The sequence below is a fragment of the Paraflavitalea pollutisoli genome, assembly GCF_029360705.1.
GTDB classification, from domain to species: Bacteria; Bacteroidota; Bacteroidia; order Chitinophagales; family Chitinophagaceae; genus Paraflavitalea; species Paraflavitalea pollutisoli.
In genome coordinates this window covers 503047-529221 of record NZ_JARKMX010000014.1, presented here as the reverse complement: position 1 = coordinate 529221, position 26175 = coordinate 503047, and the positions used below count along the sequence as shown (strand labels likewise).

Here is a 26175-nt window from a genome sequence, read left to right as displayed (position 1 = left end):
TATGTCGCGGTCTGCAAAAGTTCGTTAAATTTGCGGTCTTTCGGATATGAGATAACAGGAGTACGGCCGAAGATACGCGATTCAAATAAATGTTGGACGCCGCCATTCCCATCGATACGAACAGTTACCTCATACCGCTTGTTATATAAACCGAAAACAGAAACGGCACTTATCAAAATGATCAAGATTACATTACCGGACGGAGCAGTGCGGGAGTACGAAGCGGGCGTTTCCGCTTTGGACATCGCCAAATCGATCAGTGAAGGACTGGCCAGAAAAGTACTGGCAGCAGAAATAAATGGACAGGTATGGGACGCTACACGGCCCATCACGGAAGACGCTTCACTGAAACTGCTGACGTGGAATGAAGACGGTGGTAAAAACACGTTCTGGCATTCCTCCGCCCACCTCATGGCGGAAGCCGTGGAAGATATGTTCCCGGGTGCCAAATTCTGGGTGGGCCCTGCTTTGGAAAAACAACCAGGTTTCTATTACGATATCGACCTCGGCGGTCGCCAGGTTACCGAAGAGGACCTGAGCAAGCTCGAGAAAAAAATGACCGAGCTGGCCAAACAAAACAATAGCTATATCCGCAAGGCCATGCCCAAGGCGGAAGCGATCGAATATTTTACCGGCAAGGGCGACGAGTACAAGCTCGACCTGCTCAGCGGCCTGAATGACGGCGAGATCACCTTCTACACACAGGGTAATTTCACTGATCTCTGCCGTGGACCGCATATTCCCAGTACCGGACCGATCAAGGCCATCAAACTGACCAATATCGCCGGTGCGTACTGGAAAAACGACTCCAACAACAAGATGCTGACCCGCATCTACGGGGTTACCTTCCCCTCTCAAAAAGAGCTGGACGAATACCTGACCCTGCTGGAGGAAGCCAAAAAACGCGACCACCGCAAACTGGGTAAGGAACTGGGGATCTTCACCATGGATGATGATGTAGGTCCTGGTTTGCCCCTGTGGATGCCCAACGGAACCATCATCATCGAGGAGCTGGAAAAGCTGGCCAAGGAAACAGAAACCAAGGGTGGCTACAAAAGGGTGGTAACGCCCCATATCGCCAAGGAGAGTATGTACCTCACCAGTGGACACTTGCCTTATTATCAGGACAGTATGTATCCGCCCATGGAACTGGACGGTACCAAATACTACCTGAAGGCCATGAACTGTCCCCACCACCACAAGATCTTCTCTGCCGAGCACAGAAGCTATAAGGAACTGCCTCTCCGCCTGGCGGAATACGGTACCTGCTACCGCTATGAGCAAAGTGGAGAGCTGTTTGGGCTGATGCGGGTACGGTGTTTGCACATGAACGACGCGCATATCTATTGCACCCGCGAACAGTTTGCTGATGAGTTCAGGGCTGTTAACGATATGTATATCAAGTACTTTAGGATCTTTGGCATTGAGAAATACGTGATGCGCCTGTCGCTGCACGAGCCTTCCAAGCTGGGCCAGAAGTACATCAATGAGCCTGAATTGTGGTTGGAAACCGAGGAAATGGTACGCCAAGTACTGAAGGAATCGAATATTCCTTACATCGAAGTACCCGACGAGGGCGCCTTCTACGGCCCCAAGATCGACGTTCAGATCTGGAGCACCATCGGCCGTGAGTTTACCCTGGCCACCAACCAGGTGGATTTTGCGCAGGGCCGCCGCTTTGGGCTAGAGTTTACCAACAAGGACAACGCACCCGAAGTGCCGCTGATCATTCACCGGGCGCCCCTGGGTACCCACGAACGGTTCATCGGCTTCCTGCTCGAGCACTATGCCGGAAAGTTCCCGGCCTGGCTGGCACCCGTACAGGTAAAGGTTTTACCGATTTCGGATAAGTTCCTGCCCTACGCAAATAGTATTTTAGAATCGCTGAAAAATGCAGATATTCGTGGTGAGGTCGACGACCGCAACGAGAAGATCGGTAAGAAGATTCGCGATACCGAGTTGATGAAAGTACCTTATATGTTGGTAGTAGGAGAGAAGGAAATGAACGATGGTTCGGCCTCCATCCGCCGTCAGGGTAAGGGTGATCTGGGATCTAAAAGCGTTGATGAGTTCATTAAAGAACTGACCGCCGAGATCAAAGAAAGAAGAGGGGAGTAAAATAAATGTAGTCGCAACGAGTTTATAAGCATCGTACTCATAAAAACATTCCGGCCATCGCCGGGCCTGCAGCCAGTCGCCGGCAGACTGAGGCAGTGAAAACCCAAAAGTAAATACGCCGGTATTGTAAATTATTCACGTAAAAATTGTAAATGGCATTTCCACCGAGACCTCCAAGAGGTGCATTCAATCCACGTTTCAGAAAGGAACAACAACAAGAACATCGTACCAACCACATGATCCGCGTACCACAGGTGCGTTTGGTTGGCGACAACGTAACAGTAGGTGTTTATTCTACCCAGGAAGCGCAAAAGATGGCGCAGGAACAGGGGCTGGACCTGGTAGAGATTTCACCGCAGGCTGATCCACCGGTTTGTAAGATCATCGATTATAATAAATTCCTGTACGAGAAGAAGAAGAAGGAAAAGGAGATGAAGGCCAACAGTAAAACGGCCGAAGTAAAAGAGATCCGTTTTACGCCTGGTACAGATGACCATGACTTTGATTTCAAAGCACGTCACGCAGAAACCTTCCTCAAAGAGGGCAACAAGGTGAAAGCGTATGTGCAGTTCAAAGGCCGCGCCATCATGTTCAAAGAGCGCGGAGAGCTCGTATTGCTGAAATTTGCAGAGCGCCTGGCAGAAAGCGGACAGCCCGAGGGCATGCCCAAACTGGAAGGAAAGCGTATGCTGATGATCATCGCACCGAAGAGTCAAAAGAAGAAGAAAGACGCCAAAGAGGGCTAGTCTTCCGATACGATACGACAAAGCATCCTGCGTAGGCCGCAGGATGCTTTTTTATTACACGGTACTACCTTAAAACAGCCATTTATGGAACTCGAATGGTTGCAGCAACATTGCCTGGCCTGGCCAGCTACGGAAGAGGAAGTGAAATGGGAGCAATCCCTGTGCTTTATGGTGGCCAAAAAGATGTTCTGCCTGTTTGGCCTCGATGATGGGCGTATCTCCTTCAAAGTGCCCGATGATCAGTTTGAAGAACTATCCGGTACGGACGGCTTTATGCCGGCACCTTACCTGGCCCGGGCCAGATGGGTGACGGTGACGCAACCGGAGAAGGTAGGCAAGAAAGAAGTAGCGCTGTTGCTGCGGCAATCGTATGAACTCATCCGTGACAAACTGCCCAAAAAGGTAAAGGCCGAATATGGCCTGTAATCATTATTCCTATATTGTGTTATGAAGATCTTCAACCTGCTTTTTTGTCTGCTCTTCGTCGTCAGTGCAGCCTTGCAATACAATGATCCCGATCCGTATGTGTGGATCCCTATTTACGGTTATGGCGCCGTGTTATGCTGGCTCGCTTTCCGCGGAAAGTACTATCCCAAGGCTTACCTGTTTGGGTTCGCTGTTTTTACCATCTACGCCATTTTCCTGTTCACCGAAAAAAATGGCGTATGGGACTGGCTCACCGAACACCAGGCGGAGAATATTGCACAAAGCATGAAAGCCTCCACGCCCTGGATTGAAGATACCCGGGAGTTTTTTGGACTGATGATCCTGAACATTGTGCTGATCATCGACTACTATTACGCGAAGAGAAAATTGAAAAAGGTGTGATGACTGACTGTGCTATTGACCATTCCCGATAGTGTGGCAGACGAAAAAAGAGCAAGTTATTAAAACGATATTAGAATGTAGTTAGAATAGCGTCCCGTACGGTGTACGGGACGCTGTTATTTTATGGATTAGGGTGGAATTGAACCCCGGGGTCTACACCGCAATTACAATTAAGCCTGATCTTACGGGTTGAAATTCAATTCGGAAAACCAAAAACAAAACCTGGGGTCCAAATCCAGGAACTACTATGAAAACTTTTTACCCACCCTTGGGCAGGTGTCGTGCAGTGGCACGATCCTGTGCTGCGATTGTTCTTTCCTGCCTTTGCTTTTCATCCCGGCTCTCTGCACAATCTATTCTTTCCACACAAACCATCAGTGCCACCATTGCATCAGGCGGCGACACACAGCCTATCGCCAGTGTGGTGGATGCATCGGGCAATATCTACCAGGTCGGCGTGCTGCGGGCAACCGCCGATCTCGATCCCGGTACCGGCGTTTCTTATGTTATCAGCAATGGTCAGGAAGATTGTTTCCTGGCGAAATACAGTTCGGCCGGTGCTTTTCTCTGGGGCCGATCCTGGGGATCGGGAGGACAGGATCTGCCCAGTAATGTGGCGATCGATAACAGCGGTAATATCATCGTAAGCGGTTATTTTTCCAACACGGTCGATTTCGATCCGGGTGTCGGTGTCACCAAACTTACCAGCAATGGTAACTATGACATCTTCTTCTCCAAGTTTACACCGTCGGGTGATTTTGTGTTTGCGAAATCGATGGGAGGCAATACCAATGACATGGCCAATAGCATGGGGTTGGATGCTTCCGGCAATATCTACCTCACGGGTATGTTGTCGAGTGATGCGGCTGATTTTGATCCGGGACCAGGCGTGGCCACGCTTACCAGGAAAGGCGCTATCGATTGTTATGTGGCAAAATATGACAACGACGGTAATTACCAGTTTGCCTTTAATATGGGCGCCCCTACTGGCTCTACACAGATCTATAGCAACAAAATAAAGGTGGTGTCCAACGCGCTGTACATCACGGGCTACTTATATGGAGCAGCTACCGACTTTGATCCTGGACCTGGGGTCAGTAACCTGTCACAGGTAAGCGCCTCCACCGCCACCGATATTTTTCTGGCGAAATATGACCTTTCCGGTAATTACACCTGGGGGTTTGTGGTGGGAGGTACTGGTACCGATATCGCCTATGGACTGGATACAGATGCCAGTGGTAATGTGTACCTGACTGGATCGTTTGAGAATACGGTCGACTTCAACCCGGCTACTGCTGTGGCGAACCAGGCCTCCGCCGGGTACAGTGATATCTTTCTGGCGAAGTATACAGCTGCTGGTGTGTATAGCTGGGCTGTCCGCATGGGCAACAATACAGGCGGCGAGGTGGCCCAGGCGTTGAAAGTAGATGCTGCCGGAAATGCTATTATCGGCGGCTACTTTAGCGGTACGGTCGATTTCAACCCGGCAGCGGCTACAAACAACCTGGTAAGTGCTGGTAGTGCTGATGGTTTCATCGCCAAATATACGACAGCCGGTGTCTATTCCTGGGCGGTGAAAGTAGGAGGCACCAGCTACGACCGGGTAGGTGCTTTTGCGACAGATGCCAGCAATAACGTATATGTCAATGGTAGTTTTAGTGGCACTGTCGATCTCAATCCGGGAGCTGCTACTTTGAATGTTACGGCACCGGGTACCCAAACGATCGGCTATCATTTAAAACTTACCAGTGCGGGGGCTTATTCTGCTTCCTTTGTACACAATATCCCACTCAATGCATCTTCCAACAATATGGTCAACGCTACCTGGATCGATGCCAGCAACAACTATTACGTGATCGGGTATTTCTCCCGCACGGTCGATTTCGATCCCGGAACGGGCGTTACTTCCCTGACGTCAACAGGGTACGTCGATTGTTACATCGCCAAGTACAATGCGGCTGGCCAGTTGTTGTTTGCCCGCCGGATCGGCAACACCAGTAGTACACAGGGTAAAGGCATCGCCACGGATGCCGCCGGCAATATCTATGTTACCGGCAGTTTCTCTGGTACGGTCGATTTGGATCCAGGTACGGGCACCGCCAACCGAACCGCCACTGGCTCCAGTGATGATATTTTTCTACTTAAACTGAACAGTAGCGGCAATTATGTGAATGCGGTGATTTTTGGTGGCACCAGCTACGATGTGATCAGTGCCATGACCATCGACAATGCCGGCGCGGTGTACCTGACCGGAACCTTCTATGGTACGGTCGATTTCGATCCTGGTACGGGCGTCGCCAACCGGTCTGCTGCAGGCAGCGGATCAGATATTTTTGTAGCCAAATACAATTCCAATCTAGGCTATGTTTTCGCCTCGGTGATGGGCGGCACGGATAACGAGACGCCTTCATCTATCGCCGTCGATGCGTCGGGCAATGTATACAGTGCCGGTAATGTTTGGGGCACCATGGATGCCGATCCGGGTGCTGGTGTGGTAAGCCTGGTCACTGCCGGCATTGCCGATATCTATGTGTCGAAGCTGGATGCGAATGGAAATTATGCCAATGCTTTTCGATTGGGTAGTACCGGCAACGACAATGCGGGCGCCCTGGCGGTCGATGCCGATGGTAACCTGTATGTAGCGGGTCATTTTATGAATACGGTCGATTTTGATCCCGGCACGGGAGTAGAAGCACTGACGAGCGCTGGCACCCTCGATGGTTTTGTCGCGAAGTACGATGCGGCCGGCAACTATGTGAACGCCCGCTCTTTTGGCGGCAGCCTCAACGATATGGTGACAAAACTGAAACTGGACGCCCGGGGTAATGTGTACGTGGCCGGTCAGTTTTGGAGTGTGGATTGGAGCATGGGGCCAGGGGCAGCGATTTTTCCTAACGAAGGGAATGCCGATGTTTTCCTGCTGGTATTTGATCGCTCCTTGCGGTACAACGGCGGCAGGGCGATCGGTGGCGGGCAGAACGACCAGCCCGGTAGTATTGCCTTCGATGATGCAGATAATATTTACCTGGCGGGAAGTTTCATGTCGGTAGCGAATGTCGATAACCTGTCTGGTGCAGCGGCGTATCCGTTCAGATCCATCAGCGGCAGCGATATCTACCTGGCCCAGTTCTCCATGATGACCATGTTGCCCATCAAACTGGAATCTTTCACAGCTGTGCAGCAACCATCGCAGGTGGTAACCAGGTGGACGGTTTCCTCGCAGGTCAACAATGATTATTTCACGCTGGAGAGGAGTGCCGATGGCAGCCAGTTTACGGCATTGGGACGCATCGCCGGATGTGTCGATTGTCAAACGCGGATGGACTACCAGTTCATCGATAAACAACCGTTGACTGGCTGGTCGTATTACCGGCTGAAACAAACCGACCTCGATGGCAGAAGTTCGTATAGCCAAATCGTTCGGGTCAACTACAGCGCCACAAACGGCCAGCTGGCGGTGTACCCCACGGTGACCGACAATGCTTATACGCTGTCTTACAACAACACCTCTAACAAGAATCAATCAGGCACGATCCGGGTCATCAACACGGCCGGTACTGTCGTACACCAGGTAAAAGTGGTATTGAAGCCTGGCAGGAACACGGTATCTATGACGCTGGCGAAACTGGGTTCAGGCATCTACTATACCAGCCTCTTCATCAGCAATACCAGCTCGGTACAAACTGCTACGGTGATCAAGCAGCGATAAGCGAACTTTCTGATGGATTGGCTCATCTTATTAAAGGCGTCTCTGTATCTGACAGGGACGCCTTTTTGTGTCAGGAGAAAAATATATGCCAGCAATGTTGTTCCCATAAAAAAGGGGTGATCCATGCGGATCACCCCTTTTGTGTAATTAGATAGATAACTGATTATTTAAAAGAGATGGCTGTCAGTCCCACCGTGTTGCTTTCTGTAGCATCTAAGGGTTTGCTGACGATGTACAGCGTGTGTTTTTTGCCATCGGTAACGGGTTCCAGCTTAACGGGCAATTCCTTGCTAATGAAAGTGTTTTCGCTTTTTGCTGCAGGGCCTCCGGCGCCCAGGGTGAAGCCGCCCAGCAGTTTGCCATCCGGTGCATCGAGGCGCACTTCGAAAGTATACCCTTTGGTAGGCGGTTGCTGATAACCGGCCAACAAAGTAGCATTGTTAATACCGGTCAGGTCGATGCGTTCCAACGCAAACCAGCCCAATTCTTTCGGCGTTATCAAAATGGTGCTGCCGTTGGCATTGATACTGGTATATTTCTCCAGCTTCTTTACGTTTCTGAATGTCACCTTGGGATTGCGCAGGGTGATGGCATCGTTGCCTGTAAGGGGCTTGATGTTGTTGCCACCCTTGTCGGTATAGCTGGCGCTCAGAGAAAAAATCCCATTGTCCTTGACGGGTTTACCGAGTGTCGGCTGCACCGAACCTGTAGGTGGTAAGGATTTCTTGGCTTCCTGGCTGGCAGTCAGCGATTGTATCCAGACGACGATCTGCCGGGCATCCGATTCCTTCAGGGTGGGGTGAGCAGCCATGGCTACTTCGCCCCATACACCGCCGCCGCCTTTGATGATCTTGTCTACCAGGTAAGGCACGGCCTTGGCATCTTTTTCATAACGTTTCGCTACATCGACGAAAGAAGGTCCGATCGATTTTTCGTCCACTTTGTGGCAGGTCTTACAATCCAGCGATAACATCATGTTCTTACCCATGGTGGCTTCTGTCAATACCTGGTGACCTTGTGAAGCTCCGGCCTTGTCGCTTCCTTCTACATAGTCGGCCGACACGATCAGGTTGCTCAGGTCGCGCACCTTCGCGGTATCATCGCGGTCTTCGATGTTCACGCTGTATTGAATGGCTTTGCCGGGGAAATAGAAGGTCTGGTTGCCCTGGATGGCGAGTGTCACAACCGGGGCTTCGTTGCCTGCATAAATATTTGTTACGCTGCTCTTCGATTTGGCGCCTTTATCATCCGCCACCTCTACGGAGATCGCATAGTCTCCGGCTTTTTTTATGGTGTAGTCCAGGGCAGGTTCGCTAGTGACTACCGTGCTGTCGCCGATATGCCAGGTATAAGTCAGCTTATCCTTTTCGGGGTCTTTGGCTTTGACCGTTGCTTTCACCTGGAAAGGGAGCGCGCCGTCCTGCCGGTTTACCTGCAGGCTGTCTACTTTGGGGGCGCGGTTGCCACCGTTGTAATCGAACCGGGAGATGCCGGCATCCGCATTCTTGCTGAACCAGCCGGTACCATATTCCAGTGCATAGAGGCGACCATCGGGACCTACTTCGAGGTCGATCATCGAGTTCAGCTTCGTATGCTCCATGAATGGCTCCATCTTGTCGAAGTCGCCATTGGGCTTCATGGTCACCGCTTTCATCCAGCCACGTACCCAATCATAAATGATCAGCTTGTTATTGTAGTAATCCGGCAATCGGGTAGCCGCCGGGTACATATCCGTGTAGTATACAGGACCTGCCATGGCATTGCGGGCACCGGTGCCTACTTGCGGAAAATCTTTTGAAGGGCCATATGGATACCAGATAAAAGCAGGTTGCGCGGGTGGTAAAGCCTGCAATCCAGTATTGTTGCGCGAATTGTTGACGGGTTTACCGGCCTCATACAGTTCGCCGGTGGCGCCGCTCGCATAGTCATAAGCCCGGTACGGATAGTTATTGCCGACAAACAATGGCCAGCCAAAATAACCAGCTTTGCGGGCCTGGTTTACCTCATCATAACCACGGGGGCCACGCGTGCTCAGGCTGTCGTTGTTGGCATCTGGTCCTACTTCACCCCAATAGAGGAAGTTGGTCTTTTTATCGACGGAAATACGGTAAGGGTTACGGTTGCCCATCACATAGATCTCTGGTTTGGTATTGGCGGTACCTTTCGGAAACAGGTTGCCTTCGGGGATCTCATACGTACCGTCTTCTTTCAGTTTTATGCGCAGGATCTTTCCGCGCAGGTCATTGGTGTTGGAAGAGGAGCGACGTGCGTCATACTGGAAGTGATCGGGTCGGTCATCGGTGGGGCCAAAGCCGTGGTTCACATAAGGCTGATTGGGTTCGTCGAAAGGCGTTGAATTATCGCCTGTAGACAGGAACAACTCGTTGCCCTCTTTGCCAAAGGCAATGGAGCCTCCGGTATGGCAACAGATATTGCGTTGCGAATAGAATTGCAGGATGATGTGTTCAGATTGCATGTCCAGGCTGTCGTTCTCGAACTGAAAGCGCGACAGGCGGTTGACGGACGTGTCCTTCGGGCTATAGAAAGCGTAGATATAATGATTCTTCGCGAAGTTGGGATCGGCTTGCAGTCCGAGGAATCCTTCTTCGGCATTTACGTTGGGCGTTTCGGTTTTGTGGTACACATTCAGATATCCCACCTGTTTTACCGTGCCACCCGAATCGGCGTGCTTGTACAACATCAATTCACCCCGGCGTTGCGCCACGAGGATATCGAAATTGGGCAGGATGGTCATTTCGGTGGGTTCGAAGAACATGCCCTGCGCCAAGACAGTTTTGGTAAAGCGGTCTTCATCGGGTGTGCGCAGCTGTTTGGCTTTGGCAAAATCGAGCTGGTCGTTCTTGCCAATGGCGTATTGAATGCCGGCGAGCACATGTTTAAGATAATTATCTTCTACAAACGATTCCTCGGTATGGCCCAGCTCGGTGTAAAAAGCGCGGCCACCGTCGAAATCATGGTACCAGGCCATGGGGTGGTGGTCGCCATTCTTACCGCCCTGGTAGCTCTTCTCATCGATGGTGAGTAATACGTGAACGTCGGGGTTCAGGTTCTTGAAGTTGTACCATTCATCCTTGCGTTCCCACACGTGGGGGAGGTGTTTGGTGGCTGCATTTGTCGAATCCTGTACGATCAGTTTAGCCACCTGCTGTTCGGGATGGCTTTCGAAATAACCGCCTACCAGGCGGCCGTACCAACCCCAGTCGTACTCGGCATCGGCCGCTGCGTGGATGCCCACAAAGCCACCGCCCGATTGGATATAGCGCTCGAAATCGGCCTCCTGGTATTGGTTGAGGAGGTCGCCAGTGGTGTGGAGGAAGATGACAGCGGCATATTTGGCCAGCGAGTCCTCATTAAAATAGTCGGCATTTTCGGTGGTGTCAACGGAAAACCCGTTTTCCTGCCCCAGTTTAGTAATGGCAGCGATGCCCTGGGGAATGGAACTGTGCCGGAAACCGGTCGTTTTGGAAAAGACCAGCACACGGGGTTGTCCGGGCCGGGTTCTGCTACAACTGGATAGATGGAATAAGAAAGCTACAAGAGCGAGGACTGCGAGCGTTTTTTTCATATGCATGGGGGATAGGGACTAAAGATAGGGTTTTCAATGAATTCCAGCTAGTAAGAGTGTTGACCGGCAATGGAGAAGAAGTAAAAAGCCCGGACTATAAGCATTTAGCGGCGGACAGGTATTTGAGTTATTGGCTTAACTTGTTGATATTTAATATGATTAGACTTTTTCTCAAAATCAATACCTTTGCCGCTGACGTATTTTTGGCGTACCATTAATGGACTTAACAGTGGGTATAATTTTCATGGTTAATTGTGGTTGAACACCTTATATATGGTTGTGTTTGATGCTGGCGTGCGGGTTACAGGTCGGATGGTTATCTTGTGTCAATTGTGGGGGAGGGAATATCTTCCAATCTTTCTGCGGAAAAGATTCGTATTTGACTTGCTTTTACTTACCTTTGCGCTCCATTTTCGGTTTTTATCGATTCCCATTGGTAAAGACCTTATTGCCCACAAGGCCCAAAAAGTTCCCCGGTGGATCGGGGGCGCCAGCAGGGTGTAACAATTAAAGGTATTAAAATGCCTAAAGTAAAAACAAACTCGAGTGCCAAGAAGCGTTTCAAAGTAACCGGCACCGGCAAGATCACTCACCAGAAGTCTTTCAAGCGTCACATTCTGACCAAGAAATCAAAGAAGCGTAAACGTGCTATGGCCAAGGACGGTGTTGTACACAAGTCCAACGTAGACTTTGTAAAACGTCTACTCAGGCTGAAATAAGTATTAGCCGTTTAAACTATCAACTTTAACTTCTCAAATTATTAAGATATGCCACGTTCAGTAAATGCTGTAGCTAGCCGGGCACGCCGCAAAAGGATTTTGAAACAAGCCAAGGGCTTCTATGGCAAACGTAAGAATGTATACACTGTAGCCAAGAACGTATTGGAGAAAGGTCTTCAGTACCGTTATGTAGGCCGCAAATTGAAGAAAAGAGAATACCGCGCTCTGTGGATCGCGCGTATCAACGCCGCTGTACGTCCCGAAGGTCTGACTTACTCTGTGTTCATTCACAAGCTGAATGAAAAGGGTATCACCCTCGATCGTAAAGTACTGGCTGACCTCGCTATGAACGAGCCTGATACCTTCAAGCTCCTGGTAGCCTCTGTAAAATAAGCCTACGTGCTATAAGATACCAGCCGGATGTGTTACACATCCGGCTTTTTTATGTCTATATCCGCTTAACAAAAAGATAATCCTGTTGTTTTAAAGGGCTATAGTGGCCGCCCTGCCGCGGCTGGCAAGGTTTTTATTTGTAAAACCCTGCAAACTATTACTTTTGTGTACTTTTTTCGTACGGTGTTTTTTTGTCACAATTTAAATTCACTGCCATCAGCCAGAATCAGTTCATGAACAACTCGTACACCGACCTGGTGTCGCAAACCTTTAACTTTCCACAGGAAGGGTTTGAAACAAAGGGCAATAACCTGCACTTCAACGGCCTCGACCTGATGGCCCTGATCGAGAAGTATGGTACGCCCATGAAGCTTACTTATCTGCCCAAGATCGGCATGCAGATCAAGAAGGCGAAGAAGATGTTTGACAATGCGATGAAGAAACATCGCTACACGGGTGAGTACAATTATTGTTATTGTACCAAGAGTTCGCATTTCTCATTCGTGGTAGAAGAAGCATTGAAGCACGATATCCACCTGGAGACTTCTTATGCCTACGATATCGAGATCATCAAGAAGCTCTACGAGAAAAAGAAGATCACGAAAGATACCTTCATCATCTGCAACGGTTATAAGCAAAAGACTTATACCAGCCGTATCGCAGGACTGCTGAACACTGGTTTCAAGAATGTGATCCCCATTCTCGACAACAAAGAGGAACTGCAGCAATACAAGAAGTCGGTAAAAGGCCCTTTCAAACTCGGCATCCGCATCGCGGCAGAAGAGGAACCCAATTTCCCCTTCTATACCTCCCGCCTCGGTTTCCGTCCACGCGACGTACTTGAGTTCTATGTCGATAAGATCGAAGGTAATGAAGACCGCTTCCAGCTGAAGATGCTCCACATCTTCCTCAACAAGGGGATCAAGGATGATATCTATTACTGGAGTGAGCTCAACAAGGTGATCAACCTGTATTGCCAGTTGAAAAAGATCTGCCCCGAACTGGACTCCATCAATATTGGCGGCGGCTTCCCCATCAAGCACTCGCTCGGCTTCGAATACGATTACCAGTTTATGATCAATGAGATCATCGGTAACATCAAGAAAGCCTGTAAAAAGAACAACGTGCCCATGCCGCACATCTTTACCGAATTCGGTAGCTATACGGTAGGAGAGAGCATGGCGCATATCTATAGCGTGATCGGCCAAAAGATGCAGAACGATCGCGAGATCTGGTATATGATCGATTCCTCGTTCATTACCACCCTGCCCGATACCTGGGGCATCGGCGAGAAATTCCTGTTGTTGCCGGTCAATAAATGGGATCAGGAGTACCAACGCGTCGTATTGGGCGGCATCACCTGTGATAGCCATGACTATTACGATTCGGAAGAGCACGTGAACGAAGTATTCCTGCCCAAGGTCACCAATGGAGAACCGCTCTACCTGGGTTTCTTCCATACAGGCGCCTACCAGGATCAGATCAGCGGATATGGTGGTATCAAACATTGCCTCATCCCATCCCCCAAGCACATCATTGTTGGCCAGGACAAAAACGGCAAACTGGTAGACTGGGTCTACGCCAAGGAGCAATCGGCGCAAAGCATGCTGAAGATCCTCGGTTACGTAAAATAAGCATTGAACCAGCTTTCAATACCAAATGGGTGCCCTCGGGCACCCATTTTTTGTTGGCGCCCCTACAGGCAACTACTTAGAACGTTTACCTGATATTGATAGATTTTTAGCCAATATTGATGAATTTTTATCCAGTTACGCAAACGTTTAAGAATATAGGAGAACTTAGGTATGACATTATCCGGGAATAACGGATACTCCGTTAAACATGCTACCAAACAAGTGATTGCTAATGCCGCTGCATGACACCCATGCTGACCAGAACCTGCTGCACCAGTTGCAACAAAGCGATGAGCAAGCCCTTGCTACGCTGATGAAGCAGTATTATGCCGACCTGTACAGCTACGGCATCCGTTTCACCACCGATACAGGCCTTGTGAAAGACGCTATTCAGGAGGTATTTATCAGCCTCTGGCAGCGTCGCAACAATGCCCCTGCCATCCTTTCTTTCAAATATTACCTGTTGCGGGCCGTCAAAAACAAGGTGCTCAAATCCCTGCACCAGCTCCACCACAATACCCCCCTGGCCGATTGGCAGGATGGTTACCCGTTCTTCCAGGAGTTCTCCATCGAGAAACTCATCATCGACAAACAGGTGTCTGAAGAGAAGGCCATTGCCGTGCGCAATACCCTTGCCCTGCTTTCCAAACGTCAGCAGGAAGTCATCTATCTTAAATTCTACCAGCGTCTCGATCACGGACAGATCGCCGAACTCATGAACATCAGCCGTCAAAGCGTTTATAACCTCCTGCACGAAACGCTTCAAAAGCTCCGCAGCCTTTGGCAGGCAGAATTCGTCAAATAGCCAGCGCTTAACCGCCCCACAGCGCGATTCCCGACGGCGGATGAAAAAAACTCCTCACACTAACGACTACAGCATCAAGGTGTTAACCGTCAATTGAAGCTTTCGCCAAAAAAACTTTCCCAAAACTCAGTAGATCGGGGCGGTTCCCGGAACTTATCTCTATAACATCGCCAGGCATGAAAGATTTTCGCTTGTATGATATCACAGACTTCGTAATCGACGAGGACTTTGTCCGCTGGGTCTACGAGCGTCGGCCGGAAGATGAACTAACCTGGCGCAACTGGCTGGCCAGGAACCCCGATAAGCACCTACTGGTGGCAGAGGCCCGGACCATTGTTCAGTCCCTGTACATAGCGCCACCAGCCATAGACAGTGGAGAGATCAATGCGGAAACCGACCGGTTGCTGCAAACCATCCACCAGCAACCTACGGCAGAACCGGCCGCTCCGGTAGTGCCCATACGGCGCACCCGTTGGCGGGCGGCAGCAGCGATACTTTTGATGTTGATGGGTGGTGCCTGCTGGTATATGATCAGTCATACCACCGATCGTGAGAATTATACCTGGGAGTCGATGACCGCTACCCGCAGCCTGATAGAGCATGTAAATACATCCGATAAGCCTATTACCATTGCCCTGGCCGATGGTAGCGCCCTGTCACTGTCGCCTGGCAGCCGCATCGGGTATGGCAACCACTTCGATACCGGCAGTTTCCGAGACGTATACCTGTCGGGAGAAGCTTTTTTTGAAGTGGCCCGCAATCCCGATCGCCCGTTCCGGGTCTTTGCCAACGAACTGGTCACCAAAGTACTGGGTACCAGTTTTACCGTCCGGTCATTCGATAGCGATACCACGATACAGGTCATCGTTCGCACCGGCAAAGTGACCGTCTATTCACAAGCCGTTACCACTACCCGCCGCAGTGCTACCGATCACAAGCCCGGCGAAGTCATACTAACCCCCAATCAGCAACTCGTATACGAAAAACTGGGACATAAATTCCAGAAGGTATTGCTTGATGAACCGCTGCTGGTCGTACCGCGCATGAAAGAGCAGAAAATGGAGTACGAGGATGCCAGCCTGATTATGGTATTCAGCGAACTGTCGCGGGCTTATGGCATCAACATCGTGTACGACAATGAACTGCTGGAGAAATGTACCGTCACCGCCGACCTGAAGAATGAAAATTTTTACCATAAACTGGACCTGATCTGTTCTGCTATCGGAGCCGCCTACGAAGTGATAGATGGCCAGGTAGTGATTCAGTCTAACGGATGTCAGTAACGTATTAACCAATAAAAAAGGGCTGCTATTGCTGCGAACAATATCAGCCCGGTACCATCCCCGCTACCGTTAAAGAAGGGGGGAATCAGACGTTGATTAAAACAAAACAAATTGCCTTAACCAAACATTGCAAAAATATGAAAAAAGGGCTCGTTAACCAGTTAATTTACGGGTTTATGAGAATAGGACTGCTGCCGCTATTATTGATAACGACACTTCAGGTGGTCATTCAGGCCAGCCCCATCCATGGGCAGGAGATACTGAATAAGAAGATCAACCTGGTTGCAGAACAGAAGGAAGTCAAAATGGTACTGGGAGAGATCAGCTCTCTGGCCGGTATCAAGTTCGTTTACAGCGCACAGCGCATTCCCACCCGTCAAAAAGTTTCCGTAGTGGCCAAAGACCGTCGCCTGGGCGACGTGCTCGATGTATTGCTGAAGCCACTCAATATCTGCTACCAGGTTTCCGGTACGCAGGTGGTGCTGATGCGGAAAGGAGATGGCTCCACAGCCGCCATCGCGTATTACGATGAGGCTGCTGCCTATGGCGAAGGAGCCGCAGAGCCCAGCTATAAACCTATTACGGGAAAAGTGACCAACGAAAAAGGGGATGGACTGGCCGGTGTGTCGGTCGTGGTAAAGGGTACCGCCAAAGGTACGGCCACCAACCAGGCCGGCGAATTCAGCATCAATGCCGAATCGGGTGATGTGCTCGTATTCTCCATGGTGGGGTATAAGCAATTTACCGCCACGGTTGGGCAGGAGAGTGACCTTGCCGTCACCATGCAAGCCGAGATGGTCAATATGAATGAAGTGATCATCGTGGGCTATGGTACCCAGCGCAGAAGTTCGCTGACCGGTGCCATTTCTTCCGTTAGTGGTAAAACCATTGCCGAACTACCGGTAGCCAGCGTAGAATCGGCCCTGCAAGGCCGTGTCGCGGGGCTCACCGTCACCAATAACGGTGAACCCGGTACGTCACCCATTGTGCGTATCCGTGGTATCAGCTCTATCAGCTTTGCAAGCGACCCGCTGTATGTGATCGATGGCTTTCCCACCGGAAACCTCAGCAATTTCAATAGCCGCGATATCGAGTCGGTAGAAGTATTGAAGGATGCCAGCGCCGCTGCCATTTATGGTTCGCGCGCCACCAATGGGGTAATCCTTATCACCACGAAGAAGGGCAGGAGAGACAACAAGCTGCGGGTAAACCTCGACAGCTATGTAGGTACCCAGAAGGCCTGGCGGCAGATCGACCTGCTCAATACTACGCAATACCTGCAATACGAAAGGGCGCTGAACGGTGCCGCCGGTATCGCTCCGCCACCACGCCTGGAGCCAGCCAATTTCAACAAGCCTATTTATGACGGTGCCACGCAGACCTTTGCGCAGACCAATACCGATTGGCAGGATGCCTATTTCAAGAGTGGTATCATCACGCAGCAGGATCTGTCGCTGAGTGGTGGTAACAACGCTTCCCGCTTCTTTGCTTCGGCCGGTTACTTCAAGCAGGATGGCATCGCTACCGGCGTTAATTATGAGCGGGGCAATTTCCGCATCAACTCCGACCACGTCATCAGCAAAGTGTTCACCTTCGGACAAAACCTCTTTATCTCTTATTCCAACCAACGATACGATAATACGTCGGGCAATCGTACACGCCTGGTGAATGTCGTGCGTAGCTTGCCTTATCTCCCCGTGTTCGATCCCACGACAATTGGTGGATACCGGGGCGCAGAAAACAGCTTCGACGGCTCTGACCCTACGAACCCGATCGAAGATGCGGAACTGCTGGGCAATGCCAAAAACAAAACCCTGAAATTGCTCGGTACGGCTTTCCTGGAGGTCAACTTCACGCCTTGGCTGAAGTTCCGCTCCACCTTTGGCGTTGATTACGTCAACCTGTTCCAGCACCAGTTCAGCCCCATCTTCAACGACAAGGGCAGGAATGCAGGCGTTTCAACCATCCGCAACCAGCGCAATCTGTCTACCACCCTGTTGTTTACTGAACAACTGACCTTCGATAAAACCTTTGGCGAGCACCACATCAATGCCATCGGCGTTTTTGAAGTACAGGGTACCAAGAGTTCGCTGGAGAATGCCTCGGGTAACCAGAACAGCAACGATATCGATGTGCTGCGCGGCGCCACCAACGTTAGTTATGTGTCGACCCGCAGCGAAAACTTCCTGCAATCGATGGTAGGTCGGGTCAACTATGAATACGCCGGCAAATACCTGTTGAGCGCGGCCATCCGTCGGGATGGGTTGTCGCTCTGGGCACCCGGAAAGAAATACGCCAACTTCCCTTCTGCCTCCATAGGCTGGCGTATCGACCAGGAGCAGTTCATGCGTACTGCTCCTTTTATCTCTGAGTTGAAAGTCAGGGCCGGCTACGGTATCACTGGTCTGAATGCGGTAGCGGCATTGGCCAATGACTACCCCTGGCAGGTAACGGTGTTTGCCAACGGGGCTACTTATCCGTTCAACAACGTGAACTCCACCGGCAATGGTTCTTATTACAATGCCCTGGGCAATGCTGATTTGGAATGGGAAAAGACCAAGCAAACCAATATCGGCCTCGACGTGGGTTTTCTCAACAACCGGATTACCCTCTCGGCCGAATATTTTATCCGTAAAACAGACAACCTCATCCTGAACGTGCCTACACCACCTTCGTTTGGTTTTAACGGTGCCGGTGTACTGGCCAACGTAGCCTCGATGGAAAACAAGGGCCTGGAGCTACAGGCTGGTTACAATAAAACGGATGGAGAATTTACCTGGAACTTGACGGGCAACATCAGCTTCATCCGCAATAAAGTACTTAGCCTGAATACGGAAACAGCTACCATTGACCAGGGTGGCGACCAGGATTTTGGCGGTGGTACCCCTATCACGCGCACCAAGGCTGGTGAGGTGATCCAGTCTTTTTATGGATACCGGGTATTGGGCATCTTCCAGTCGGACGATGAAGTATCGAAAAGCCCTACCCAACTGCCGGGTACCAAAGCAGGTGATCTCAAGTTCGCCGACCTCGACAACGATGGCCGCATTACCGATAATGACCGCGCCATTTTGGGCGATTACCTGCCTAAGTTCTCCTATGCGCTGAACTACGGTGCCAAATACAAGAACTTTGATGCCTCGCTGTTCTTCCAGGGTGTACAGGGCAATAAGATCTTCAATGCAGCCCGCATCATCACGGAGGGTATGGCGCGCTTGTTTGGCGCCGGCACAGGTGTATTGAATGCGTGGACGCCCAATAACAAGAACACCAATATCCCCCGTGCCGTGAGCGGCGATCCTAACCAGAACGTGCGTCCTTCCGACCGCTGGATAGAAGACGGTTCTTACCTGCGCCTCAAGAACCTGATCATTGGTTACACCATTCCCAACAAGGTATTGCAGAACATCACCGGCGGTGCCATCAGCAGCTTCCGGTTGTATGTCTCTTCTCAAAACCTGTTGACCATTACCGGTTACGATGGTTGGGATCCGGAGATCGGTTCCAAGAACACCACCCTCACCAATGGTATCGACTATGGTCAGTATCCTGCTGCCCGGTCATTCCAGTTTGGCCTGCAGGTGGGCTTCTGATACACCGGTAAAAGCTGGTTGATTAAAACGACTTGATAACAAAAACGATATTTCTAAAATAGCTTCTTATGAAATATACAACTGTCTATAAAGTAATGATTGCCGCCTGCCTGTTGGCAGTGATGGTGATCGTTGCCTGTAACAGGGACCTCGATAAAACAAATCCCAATTCACCCACCGTCAACAACTACTTCAAGAACAGCAATGAGTTGCTGGGGGGGACCAACGCGATCTATTCCATCTTCCACTCGGCTGCCCTCATCGGCCGCGAATGGTTCTTCGTACACGATACCCGCAGCGACGATGTGGCAGCGGGAGGCGGACAGCTGGAACCACCTCGTACGCAAATGCTGACGGGCGGCACGGTACCTTCCAATGCCGTGATGAACAGCGTATGGAATGGGTTGTATACAGTCATCCACCGTTCGAATACGGTGATCGACAATGCGCCCAATGTGACCGACAACAATACCCTGCGGGACCGCCTGGTGGCAGAAGCCAAATTCTTCCGCGGGTGGGCTTATTTTGAACTGGTATCCATGTGGGGTGGTGTACCATTGTACACCAAACAGGTGACTGCTCCTGATCAGTTTCAGCCCCGTGCTACGGCAGATGCCGTGTATACACAGATCTTCCAGGACCTGAAAGATGCTGCCGCCGGTTTGGAAACCACGCCTACGGACAAGGGACGGGCTTCTAAAGGAGCCGCCAATGCCATGCTCGGAAGAGCTTATATGCAGAAGGGTGACTATGGTAGCGCCAAGACAGCCCTGCTGGCCGTGAATCCCGGCAATACGCTCTATAAGCTGACCGATAATTACCTCGACAATTTCGACGAAGAACATGAATTCAACAGCGAGTCGATCTTTGAGGCCGTGTTCTTCGACCGGGGCGATAACAACTTCAACTGGGGATATACGGGCGACGACCAGCCCAATGCCCAGCCACAGAGCACCGTGCGCAACCAGGAGTATTCACCCATCGCCTGGCGCAACCTTATACCTTCGAACAAATACCTGAATGCCTTTGAGAATACGGCAACCGGGGCCACCAAGACCGACCCACGTTTTTCTTTTTCTGTGTACCAGACGGGTGACAAATACAATAACAACGCCAATACCCTCACGGATGCCGAGCAGAATGGTAATGCCTCGGTAGTGAATGGGGTTACTAAAAAGATCAGCTGGCGCAAGTTCATGTTGATCTACAAAGACAACAGTGGTTTCAGGCCAGGTGGTATCAACCAGCGCATCATCCGCTATGCCGAGGTACTGCTGATGCTGGCAGAATGTGAGAACGAGTTGGGCAATACGGCTGCTGCGGTAGGCTACCTCAACCAGGTAAGGGCCCGTGTCAGCGTGGCCATGCCGGCCTATCCAACCGCACAGTACCCCACTGGTACCAAAGACCAGGTCACCAAAGCCCTCATGCATGAAAAGACGGTAGAGCTGGGTGGTGAAGAAGTGCGTAACCGGGATATCCTGCGCTGGCGCAAGAAGGGCTATTATGCGGCCGCCGGATCTGATCCCATTTCCTATTACAAATCGAGGGATGAGTTCCTGCCGATACCACAGGCAGAGATCGATAACAATCCCAAATTGGGTACGGGAGATCTTCCCAAGCAAAACCCAGATTATTAATAACTATGTCGCCGAGATCGTTTGTACTGCATACATCGATTGTCGTCCTGTGCATCATGATGGTGGCCTGCAGAGAGGAGCAGGCCACTACTTTATTTACAGCACTGCCGGCATCGCAAACGGGTATTCATTTCATCAATGATGTTCGCGAAACCGATTCCTCCCGATCCTTCATCAACGAGTTTGGTTATATGGGCGGTGGGGTAGGGATCGGTGACTTCAACAATGATGGGCTGCCCGATGTATTCTTCACAGGCAACCAGGTAAGCTGTCGCCTCTACATCAACAAGGGGAACTATCAATTTCAGGATATCACCGAGCAGGCGGGTTTACTCACCAATATCTGGGCAACCGGTGTCAGCATCGTCGATATCAACAACGATGGCTTCGATGATATTTATGTCTCCGCCTTTGGAAAAGACCTGTCGCAACGTGCGGCCAATCTGCTATACATCAACGATGGTCAGCTGCATTTTACCGAATCGGCCGCAACGTATGGACTGGCTGATACCAGCTATTCTACCCAGGCCGTGTTCGTCGATTATGATCGCGATGGCGATCTCGATATGTACCTCGCCAATTATTTATTGAACGGCCCCAATGCCAATACCATTTACCCGCGCAATTTTACGGGTAAGTCCCTTGCCAATGACCGGTTGTACCGCAACGATGGTACCCCTGCCGGCGGCAACCATCCCGTGTTCACCGATGTAACATGCGCCGCCGGTATCCTGGATGATGCTTATGGTCTGGGCGTAGTCGTAGAAGATTTCAATGGCGATGACTGGCCCGACATCTATGTGGCCAATGATTTTCTATCCGATGATCTGTTATGGCTCAACAACCGCAACGGTACTTTTTCGAACGTAGCCGCCAAAAGCCTGCGCCACCAAAGCTATTCCAGCATGGGCACCGACGCAGCCGATATCAATAATGATGGCCTGCCCGATATCGTGACGCTCGATATGATGCCGGAAGACAACCAGCGCCGCAAGACTACTTTCTCTTTCATGAACTACGAGCGTTACCAGGCCGAGCGGGCGTCGGGTTATGAACCCTGTTTCATGCGCAATTTGTTGCAGTTAAACAACGGTCATTACCAGCAGGGCGATACCTCCATGCCCTTCTTCAGTGAGATCGGCCAACTGGCTGGTATAGCGACCACCGACTGGAGCTGGAGTGTACTCATGGCCGATTTCAACAACGATGGCTGGAAAGACATGCACATCACCAATGGCATTGGCCGCGACTTCATCAATGCCGACTTTATCGAGTTCAGCTCTACCGTGTTTGCCAACCAACGCAGTGCGCAGGAGCAGCGGCAACTAATCAACAGTAAACTGGCATCGCTCGATCACATCAAACTTAAAAACTATCTCTACCTCAATACGGGGGAATACCGGTTTGCCGATGCATCGGCAACGGCCGGCGTAGACGAGCCGTCGATGTCTAATGGAGCGGCCTGGGCCGATCTCGACAATGATGGTGACCTCGATCTTGTTGTGAACAATATCAACCAGGAAGCATTCGTGCTGGTCAACAATACATTGCAGGCGGGGAAACCAGCCACTGCCCATTATCTGACGCTGGCGCTCAAGGGCGATCAAGCCAATCCACGGGGCTTTGGCGCCACCGTGACCGTTTACCACAACGGAACGGTGCAGCGTGTGCAGCAGAATCCTGTGCGGGGGTATTTCTCTTCAGTCGACCAGCGATTGTTTGTGGGCCTGGGCAATGGGGTAGCACCAAAGTCATCTGGCCTGGGGGCCGCGCAGGTAGCCACCCACGGTATGGTACCAGTGGCAGGCGGAAAGGGGCGGGTCACCATCGATTCTATCGAAGTACGCTGGCCCGACAGCCGGCGTCAGGTATTAAAGGGGGTAACCGCCGATACGCTGCTCACTTTGTCTATCAGCGACGCATCAACACCTGCGTTACCAACTGGCGTATCCGAACTTGCGACATTCTTCGAACCGGCTACGGGTATCGATTACTTGCATGTGGAAGGTATACAGAATGATTTTGCCGTGCAGCGTTTGCTGCCGCAGAAATATTCCCAGCTGGGTCCTTTTATCACTACCGCCGATGTGAACCGCGATGGGCTGACCGATTTCTTTGTAGGCGGGGCTTTCAACTACTCCGGCCGATTGTTTGTACAGCAGGCTTATGGCAGTTTTGCGGCTAGTAATATCACGGACAGTGTCAAGATGCAGGAAGACCAGGATTGCGTGTTCTTCGATGCCGATGGGGATGGTGACCAGGATCTGCTGATCACGGTTGGTGATAATCGATTTGATGACCTGTCCGTATATCAACAACCCGTGCTCTACCTCAATGATGGCAAGGGGCGTTTTACGGCCAATAAAGCGGCCATTCCTGCAGCGGTACGCACGATCGCCGGCTGTGTGCAGGTGGCGGATTATGATCGCGACGGACTGCCCGACCTGTTTATTGGAGGCCGGGTCTCGAAACAATACCCCATCGCTCCCCGCAGTTTTATCCTGCACAACAAAAAGGGCCTCTTTACGGATGTTACGGCTACGGTATGTCCGGCCTTGCTTCATCCGGGAATGATCACAGGTGCCGCCTGGACCGATCTCGACAATGACCAACTGCCAGACCTGGTGATCGCGGGCGAATGGATGCCCATTCGCTTCTTTAAGAATGTGCGTGGACAGCTTCACGAAACGACGGCGGCTACCGGCTTGCAACAGATGGAAGGTATGTGGCGCAGTCTCGCTGCTTTGGATGTGGACGGTGACGGCGATATGGACCTCATTGCCGGCAATATGGGCCTCAACTGTGATTACCGCGTAAGCGAACAGGAGCCGATGGAGTTGTTTGCCAGTGATATGGACGGCAACGGCAGTATAGATCCTATTCCATTCTATTACCTCAAAGACAATACCGGCCGGAAGCGATCTTATCCTGCGATCAACCGGCGGCAATTCGCCGACCAGGTGCCCGCGATCAAGAAGCAGTTTCTGTACCACAAAGACTATGCACAGGCGGGATACGAAGGTATCTTCAAGGGGAAGTCGAAAGACAGTCTGCTGCACCTGACCTGCAACGAGCTGGCCAGTTGCTGGCTGGAGAATCTCGGTAATGGGAAGTTTGTAAAGCGCTATCTGCCGGCAGAAGCGCAGTTTGCCCCGGTCAATGCGATCCTGTGCGATGACTTCGATGGCGACGGTATCACCGATCTGTTGCTGGCGGGCAATGAATACCAGGCCGATGTCATGATCGGGCGCTATGATGCGTCGTATGGTTGCTTTTTGAGGGGGCAGAAGAACAAGCAGTTCAAGGCCACGAACCCGGCCAACAGTGGCTGGATTCTGCGCGGTGATGTAAAAGACCTGGCGAGCATTCGCCTCAAGAACGGCGACCGCCTGGTGTTAGCAGCTACCAACAACGACCGGTTGCAGGTGCACCGGGTAAAGGCCACTTCGAAAGCGCAGCTGGCAGCCCGGGCTACGGCGAAACTGGCTTCGCGCCTTCCCTGAAAGCATCAACCCGGCCTTTCGGGGCCGGGCTGAACAATCAACGCCTTAACAGCACTTTATATAAACGAATAGGGGCTCGGTATTAAGCCAGCACGCTGATCAACCCCTTGATCACCGCGCCGAGTTTCACGGCTTCCAGTACACGGGCTTCGGAACTGCCATGTTGCAATACAGAAGCTTCGTGTGCGGTAACACACATTTCACAACCATTGATGGAGCTCACCACCAGGCTCAGCAATTCAAAGAATTCTTTGCCCAGCACAGGATTCACCATGATGCTCATCTTGATACCGGCAGGGGTATTGTTGTAATACTCCTTGCCCATGAAATGACGGAAACGGTAGAATATATTGTTTGTATTCATCAGCGACGTGCACGCTGTCACTTCAGCGATCTCTTCGTCCGTAGCGCCATTTTCTTTCGCCAGGGTCGTGAAGCTTTCCTTCAGCAGGTCGAATTTTTCGTTGATCGCTACCGACAGGGCCAGCAACAACGCTTCCTTACGGTTCAGTTGCTGCGTATTGTTCAATACATTGCCGGTATTGATCTTCAGGTCCTTGATAAAGCGGGCATTCACCTGCAACAGGGCCTGCGCATTGGCAGAAGGCACATACTGAGGAATATTCAGATCGTTGAGCAGATTCTGAAAGGTTTCATTCTGAATGGCTATGGTAGCACTCATAATCGAAGTATTTAGTCGGTACCCGCAAAAAAGCAGGTGCCTGAGATGATCATAAAAAAAGAGAGGTGAGGGCAGGGGAGCGAATGCATCCTACGGCTCACCTCATCCAATAATGTACTTATTAGTTCAAGCTCAACTGGGTGGTCAGGGTTTCCTGTCCTTTGTTCCAGTTGCAGGGGCACAGCTCGTCTGTTTGCAGGGCATCCAGCACGCGCAATACTTCCTGTACGTTGCGACCTACATTCAGGTCATACACACTTACCCAACGAACGATACCCTGAGGATCGATAATGAAGGTAGCGCGGTAAGCGATCTTCTCTTCGTTGTCCAGGATACCCAGCTCTTCTGCCAGTGATTTGGACGTGTCGGCCAGCATGGGGAATTTCAGGTCACGCAGGTCGGCGTGATCTCTTCTCCAGGCAGCGTGTACAAATTCAGAATCGGTAGAAGCGCCGATCAGCACGGTGTCGCGGTCAGTGAATTCACTGTGCTTCTTGTTGAACTCGGCAATCTCTGTGGGGCATACAAAAGTGAAATCCTTCGGCCACCAGAACATCACGGTCCACTGACCATTGTTGCTCTCGTTGGTCAATTCGCTGAACTCTTTTCCTTTCTCGATAGATACTACTGCTTTCTTCTTGTAGGCAGGAAACTGGCTGCCAATGGAAATAACCTTGTTGGACATATTGATTATGCTGATTAATTACGAAACAATAAATAAAAAGGATGCGTAACTTTTCGCAGGCAGGCTAATCGTGTGAGATAATAAAGTGGTGCAAATGTAGGAGTTATGCTTATAGAGGCCAATCACCCTTTTCTATTAATCAATAGATAATATCTATATCGCGGCCATCGCACCATGGGCGCAGCTTACGGCGAATAGTACAAGTCGACTGTTCCGGTAGTCTACCGGAAAAACTTGTTGGATAACCAATG

16 protein-coding genes are annotated in these 26175 nt (G+C 51.0%); 13 read left to right on the top strand and 3 right to left on the bottom strand.

Going from position 1 to position 26175, the window contains the following annotated elements:
• The first annotated feature begins 177 nt into the window (after positions 1-177).
• The 5 genes from thrS to P2W70_RS32635 all read left to right on the top strand — a co-directional run bounded on the left by thrS (position 178) and on the right by P2W70_RS32635 (position 7401).
• A complete protein-coding gene (gene thrS, locus P2W70_RS32655) occupies positions 178-2118 on the top strand; it encodes a threonine--tRNA ligase (RefSeq protein WP_276485816.1) in 1941 nt (646 codons plus the stop codon).
• 152 nt (positions 2119-2270) lie between these two features.
• Positions 2271-2864: a translation initiation factor IF-3 gene (gene infC / locus P2W70_RS32650; protein WP_276485814.1), complete on the top strand. Its 594-nt coding sequence runs from the start codon at positions 2271-2273 to the stop codon at positions 2862-2864.
• Between the two features lie 84 nt (positions 2865-2948).
• Positions 2949-3290 (top strand): MmcQ/YjbR family DNA-binding protein, encoded by a 342-nt coding sequence (locus P2W70_RS32645; protein ID WP_276485813.1) that lies wholly within the window; start codon positions 2949-2951, stop codon positions 3288-3290.
• 21 nt (positions 3291-3311) lie between these two features.
• Positions 3312-3692, top strand: a complete 381-nt coding sequence (locus P2W70_RS32640) for a transmembrane 220 family protein (RefSeq protein ID WP_276485812.1) — start codon at positions 3312-3314, stop codon at positions 3690-3692.
• A 247-nt stretch (positions 3693-3939) separates the two neighbouring features.
• Positions 3940-7401: an SBBP repeat-containing protein gene (locus tag P2W70_RS32635; RefSeq protein ID WP_276485811.1), complete on the top strand. Its 3462-nt coding sequence runs from the start codon at positions 3940-3942 to the stop codon at positions 7399-7401.
• Between the two features lie 163 nt (positions 7402-7564).
• Here P2W70_RS32635 and P2W70_RS32630 read toward each other — a convergent pair whose 3' ends face one another.
• Entirely contained in the window at positions 7565-10987 is a 3423-nt protein-coding gene (locus P2W70_RS32630) for a ThuA domain-containing protein (protein WP_276485810.1), read from the bottom strand.
• Positions 10988-11508: 521 nt separating this feature from the next.
• Between P2W70_RS32630 and rpmI the strand changes: the two genes are divergently transcribed.
• The 8 genes from rpmI (at position 11509) to P2W70_RS32590 (ending at position 24557) form a co-directional block, all read left to right on the top strand.
• Positions 11509-11706: a 50S ribosomal protein L35 gene (gene rpmI, locus P2W70_RS32625; RefSeq protein ID WP_276485809.1), complete on the top strand. Its 198-nt coding sequence runs from the start codon at positions 11509-11511 to the stop codon at positions 11704-11706.
• A gap of 48 nt (positions 11707-11754) precedes the next feature.
• Entirely contained in the window at positions 11755-12099 is a 345-nt protein-coding gene (gene rplT / locus P2W70_RS32620; RefSeq protein ID WP_276485808.1) for a 50S ribosomal protein L20, read from the top strand.
• 233 nt (positions 12100-12332) lie between these two features.
• Positions 12333-13733, top strand: a complete 1401-nt coding sequence (locus P2W70_RS32615; RefSeq protein ID WP_276485807.1) for a type III PLP-dependent enzyme domain-containing protein — start codon at positions 12333-12335, stop codon at positions 13731-13733.
• 232 nt (positions 13734-13965) lie between these two features.
• Complete coding sequence (locus P2W70_RS32610; protein WP_276485806.1) at positions 13966-14538, top strand: RNA polymerase sigma factor; 573 nt, start codon at positions 13966-13968, stop codon at positions 14536-14538.
• Positions 14539-14714: 176 nt separating this feature from the next.
• Positions 14715-15821: a FecR family protein gene (locus P2W70_RS32605; protein WP_276485805.1), complete on the top strand. Its 1107-nt coding sequence runs from the start codon at positions 14715-14717 to the stop codon at positions 15819-15821.
• Between the two features lie 176 nt (positions 15822-15997).
• On the top strand, positions 15998-19414 hold the full coding sequence (locus P2W70_RS32600; protein WP_276485804.1) for a TonB-dependent receptor: 3417 nt from the start codon (positions 15998-16000) through the stop codon (positions 19412-19414).
• Between the two features lie 68 nt (positions 19415-19482).
• Positions 19483-21054 carry a RagB/SusD family nutrient uptake outer membrane protein gene (locus P2W70_RS32595; RefSeq protein ID WP_276485803.1) on the top strand — a complete coding sequence of 524 codons (1572 nt, stop codon included), beginning with the start codon at positions 19483-19485 and terminating at the stop codon, positions 21052-21054.
• Between the two features lie 5 nt (positions 21055-21059).
• Entirely contained in the window at positions 21060-24557 is a 3498-nt protein-coding gene (locus tag P2W70_RS32590) for a VCBS repeat-containing protein (RefSeq protein ID WP_276485802.1), read from the top strand.
• A gap of 82 nt (positions 24558-24639) precedes the next feature.
• Here the strand turns inward: P2W70_RS32590 and P2W70_RS32585 are convergent, their stop codons facing one another.
• A complete protein-coding gene (locus tag P2W70_RS32585) occupies positions 24640-25239 on the bottom strand; it encodes a carboxymuconolactone decarboxylase family protein (protein WP_276485801.1) in 600 nt (199 codons plus the stop codon).
• A gap of 121 nt (positions 25240-25360) precedes the next feature.
• Entirely contained in the window at positions 25361-25924 is a 564-nt protein-coding gene (locus P2W70_RS32580) for a peroxiredoxin (protein WP_276485800.1), read from the bottom strand.
• Between the last annotated feature and the right edge of the window lie 251 nt (positions 25925-26175).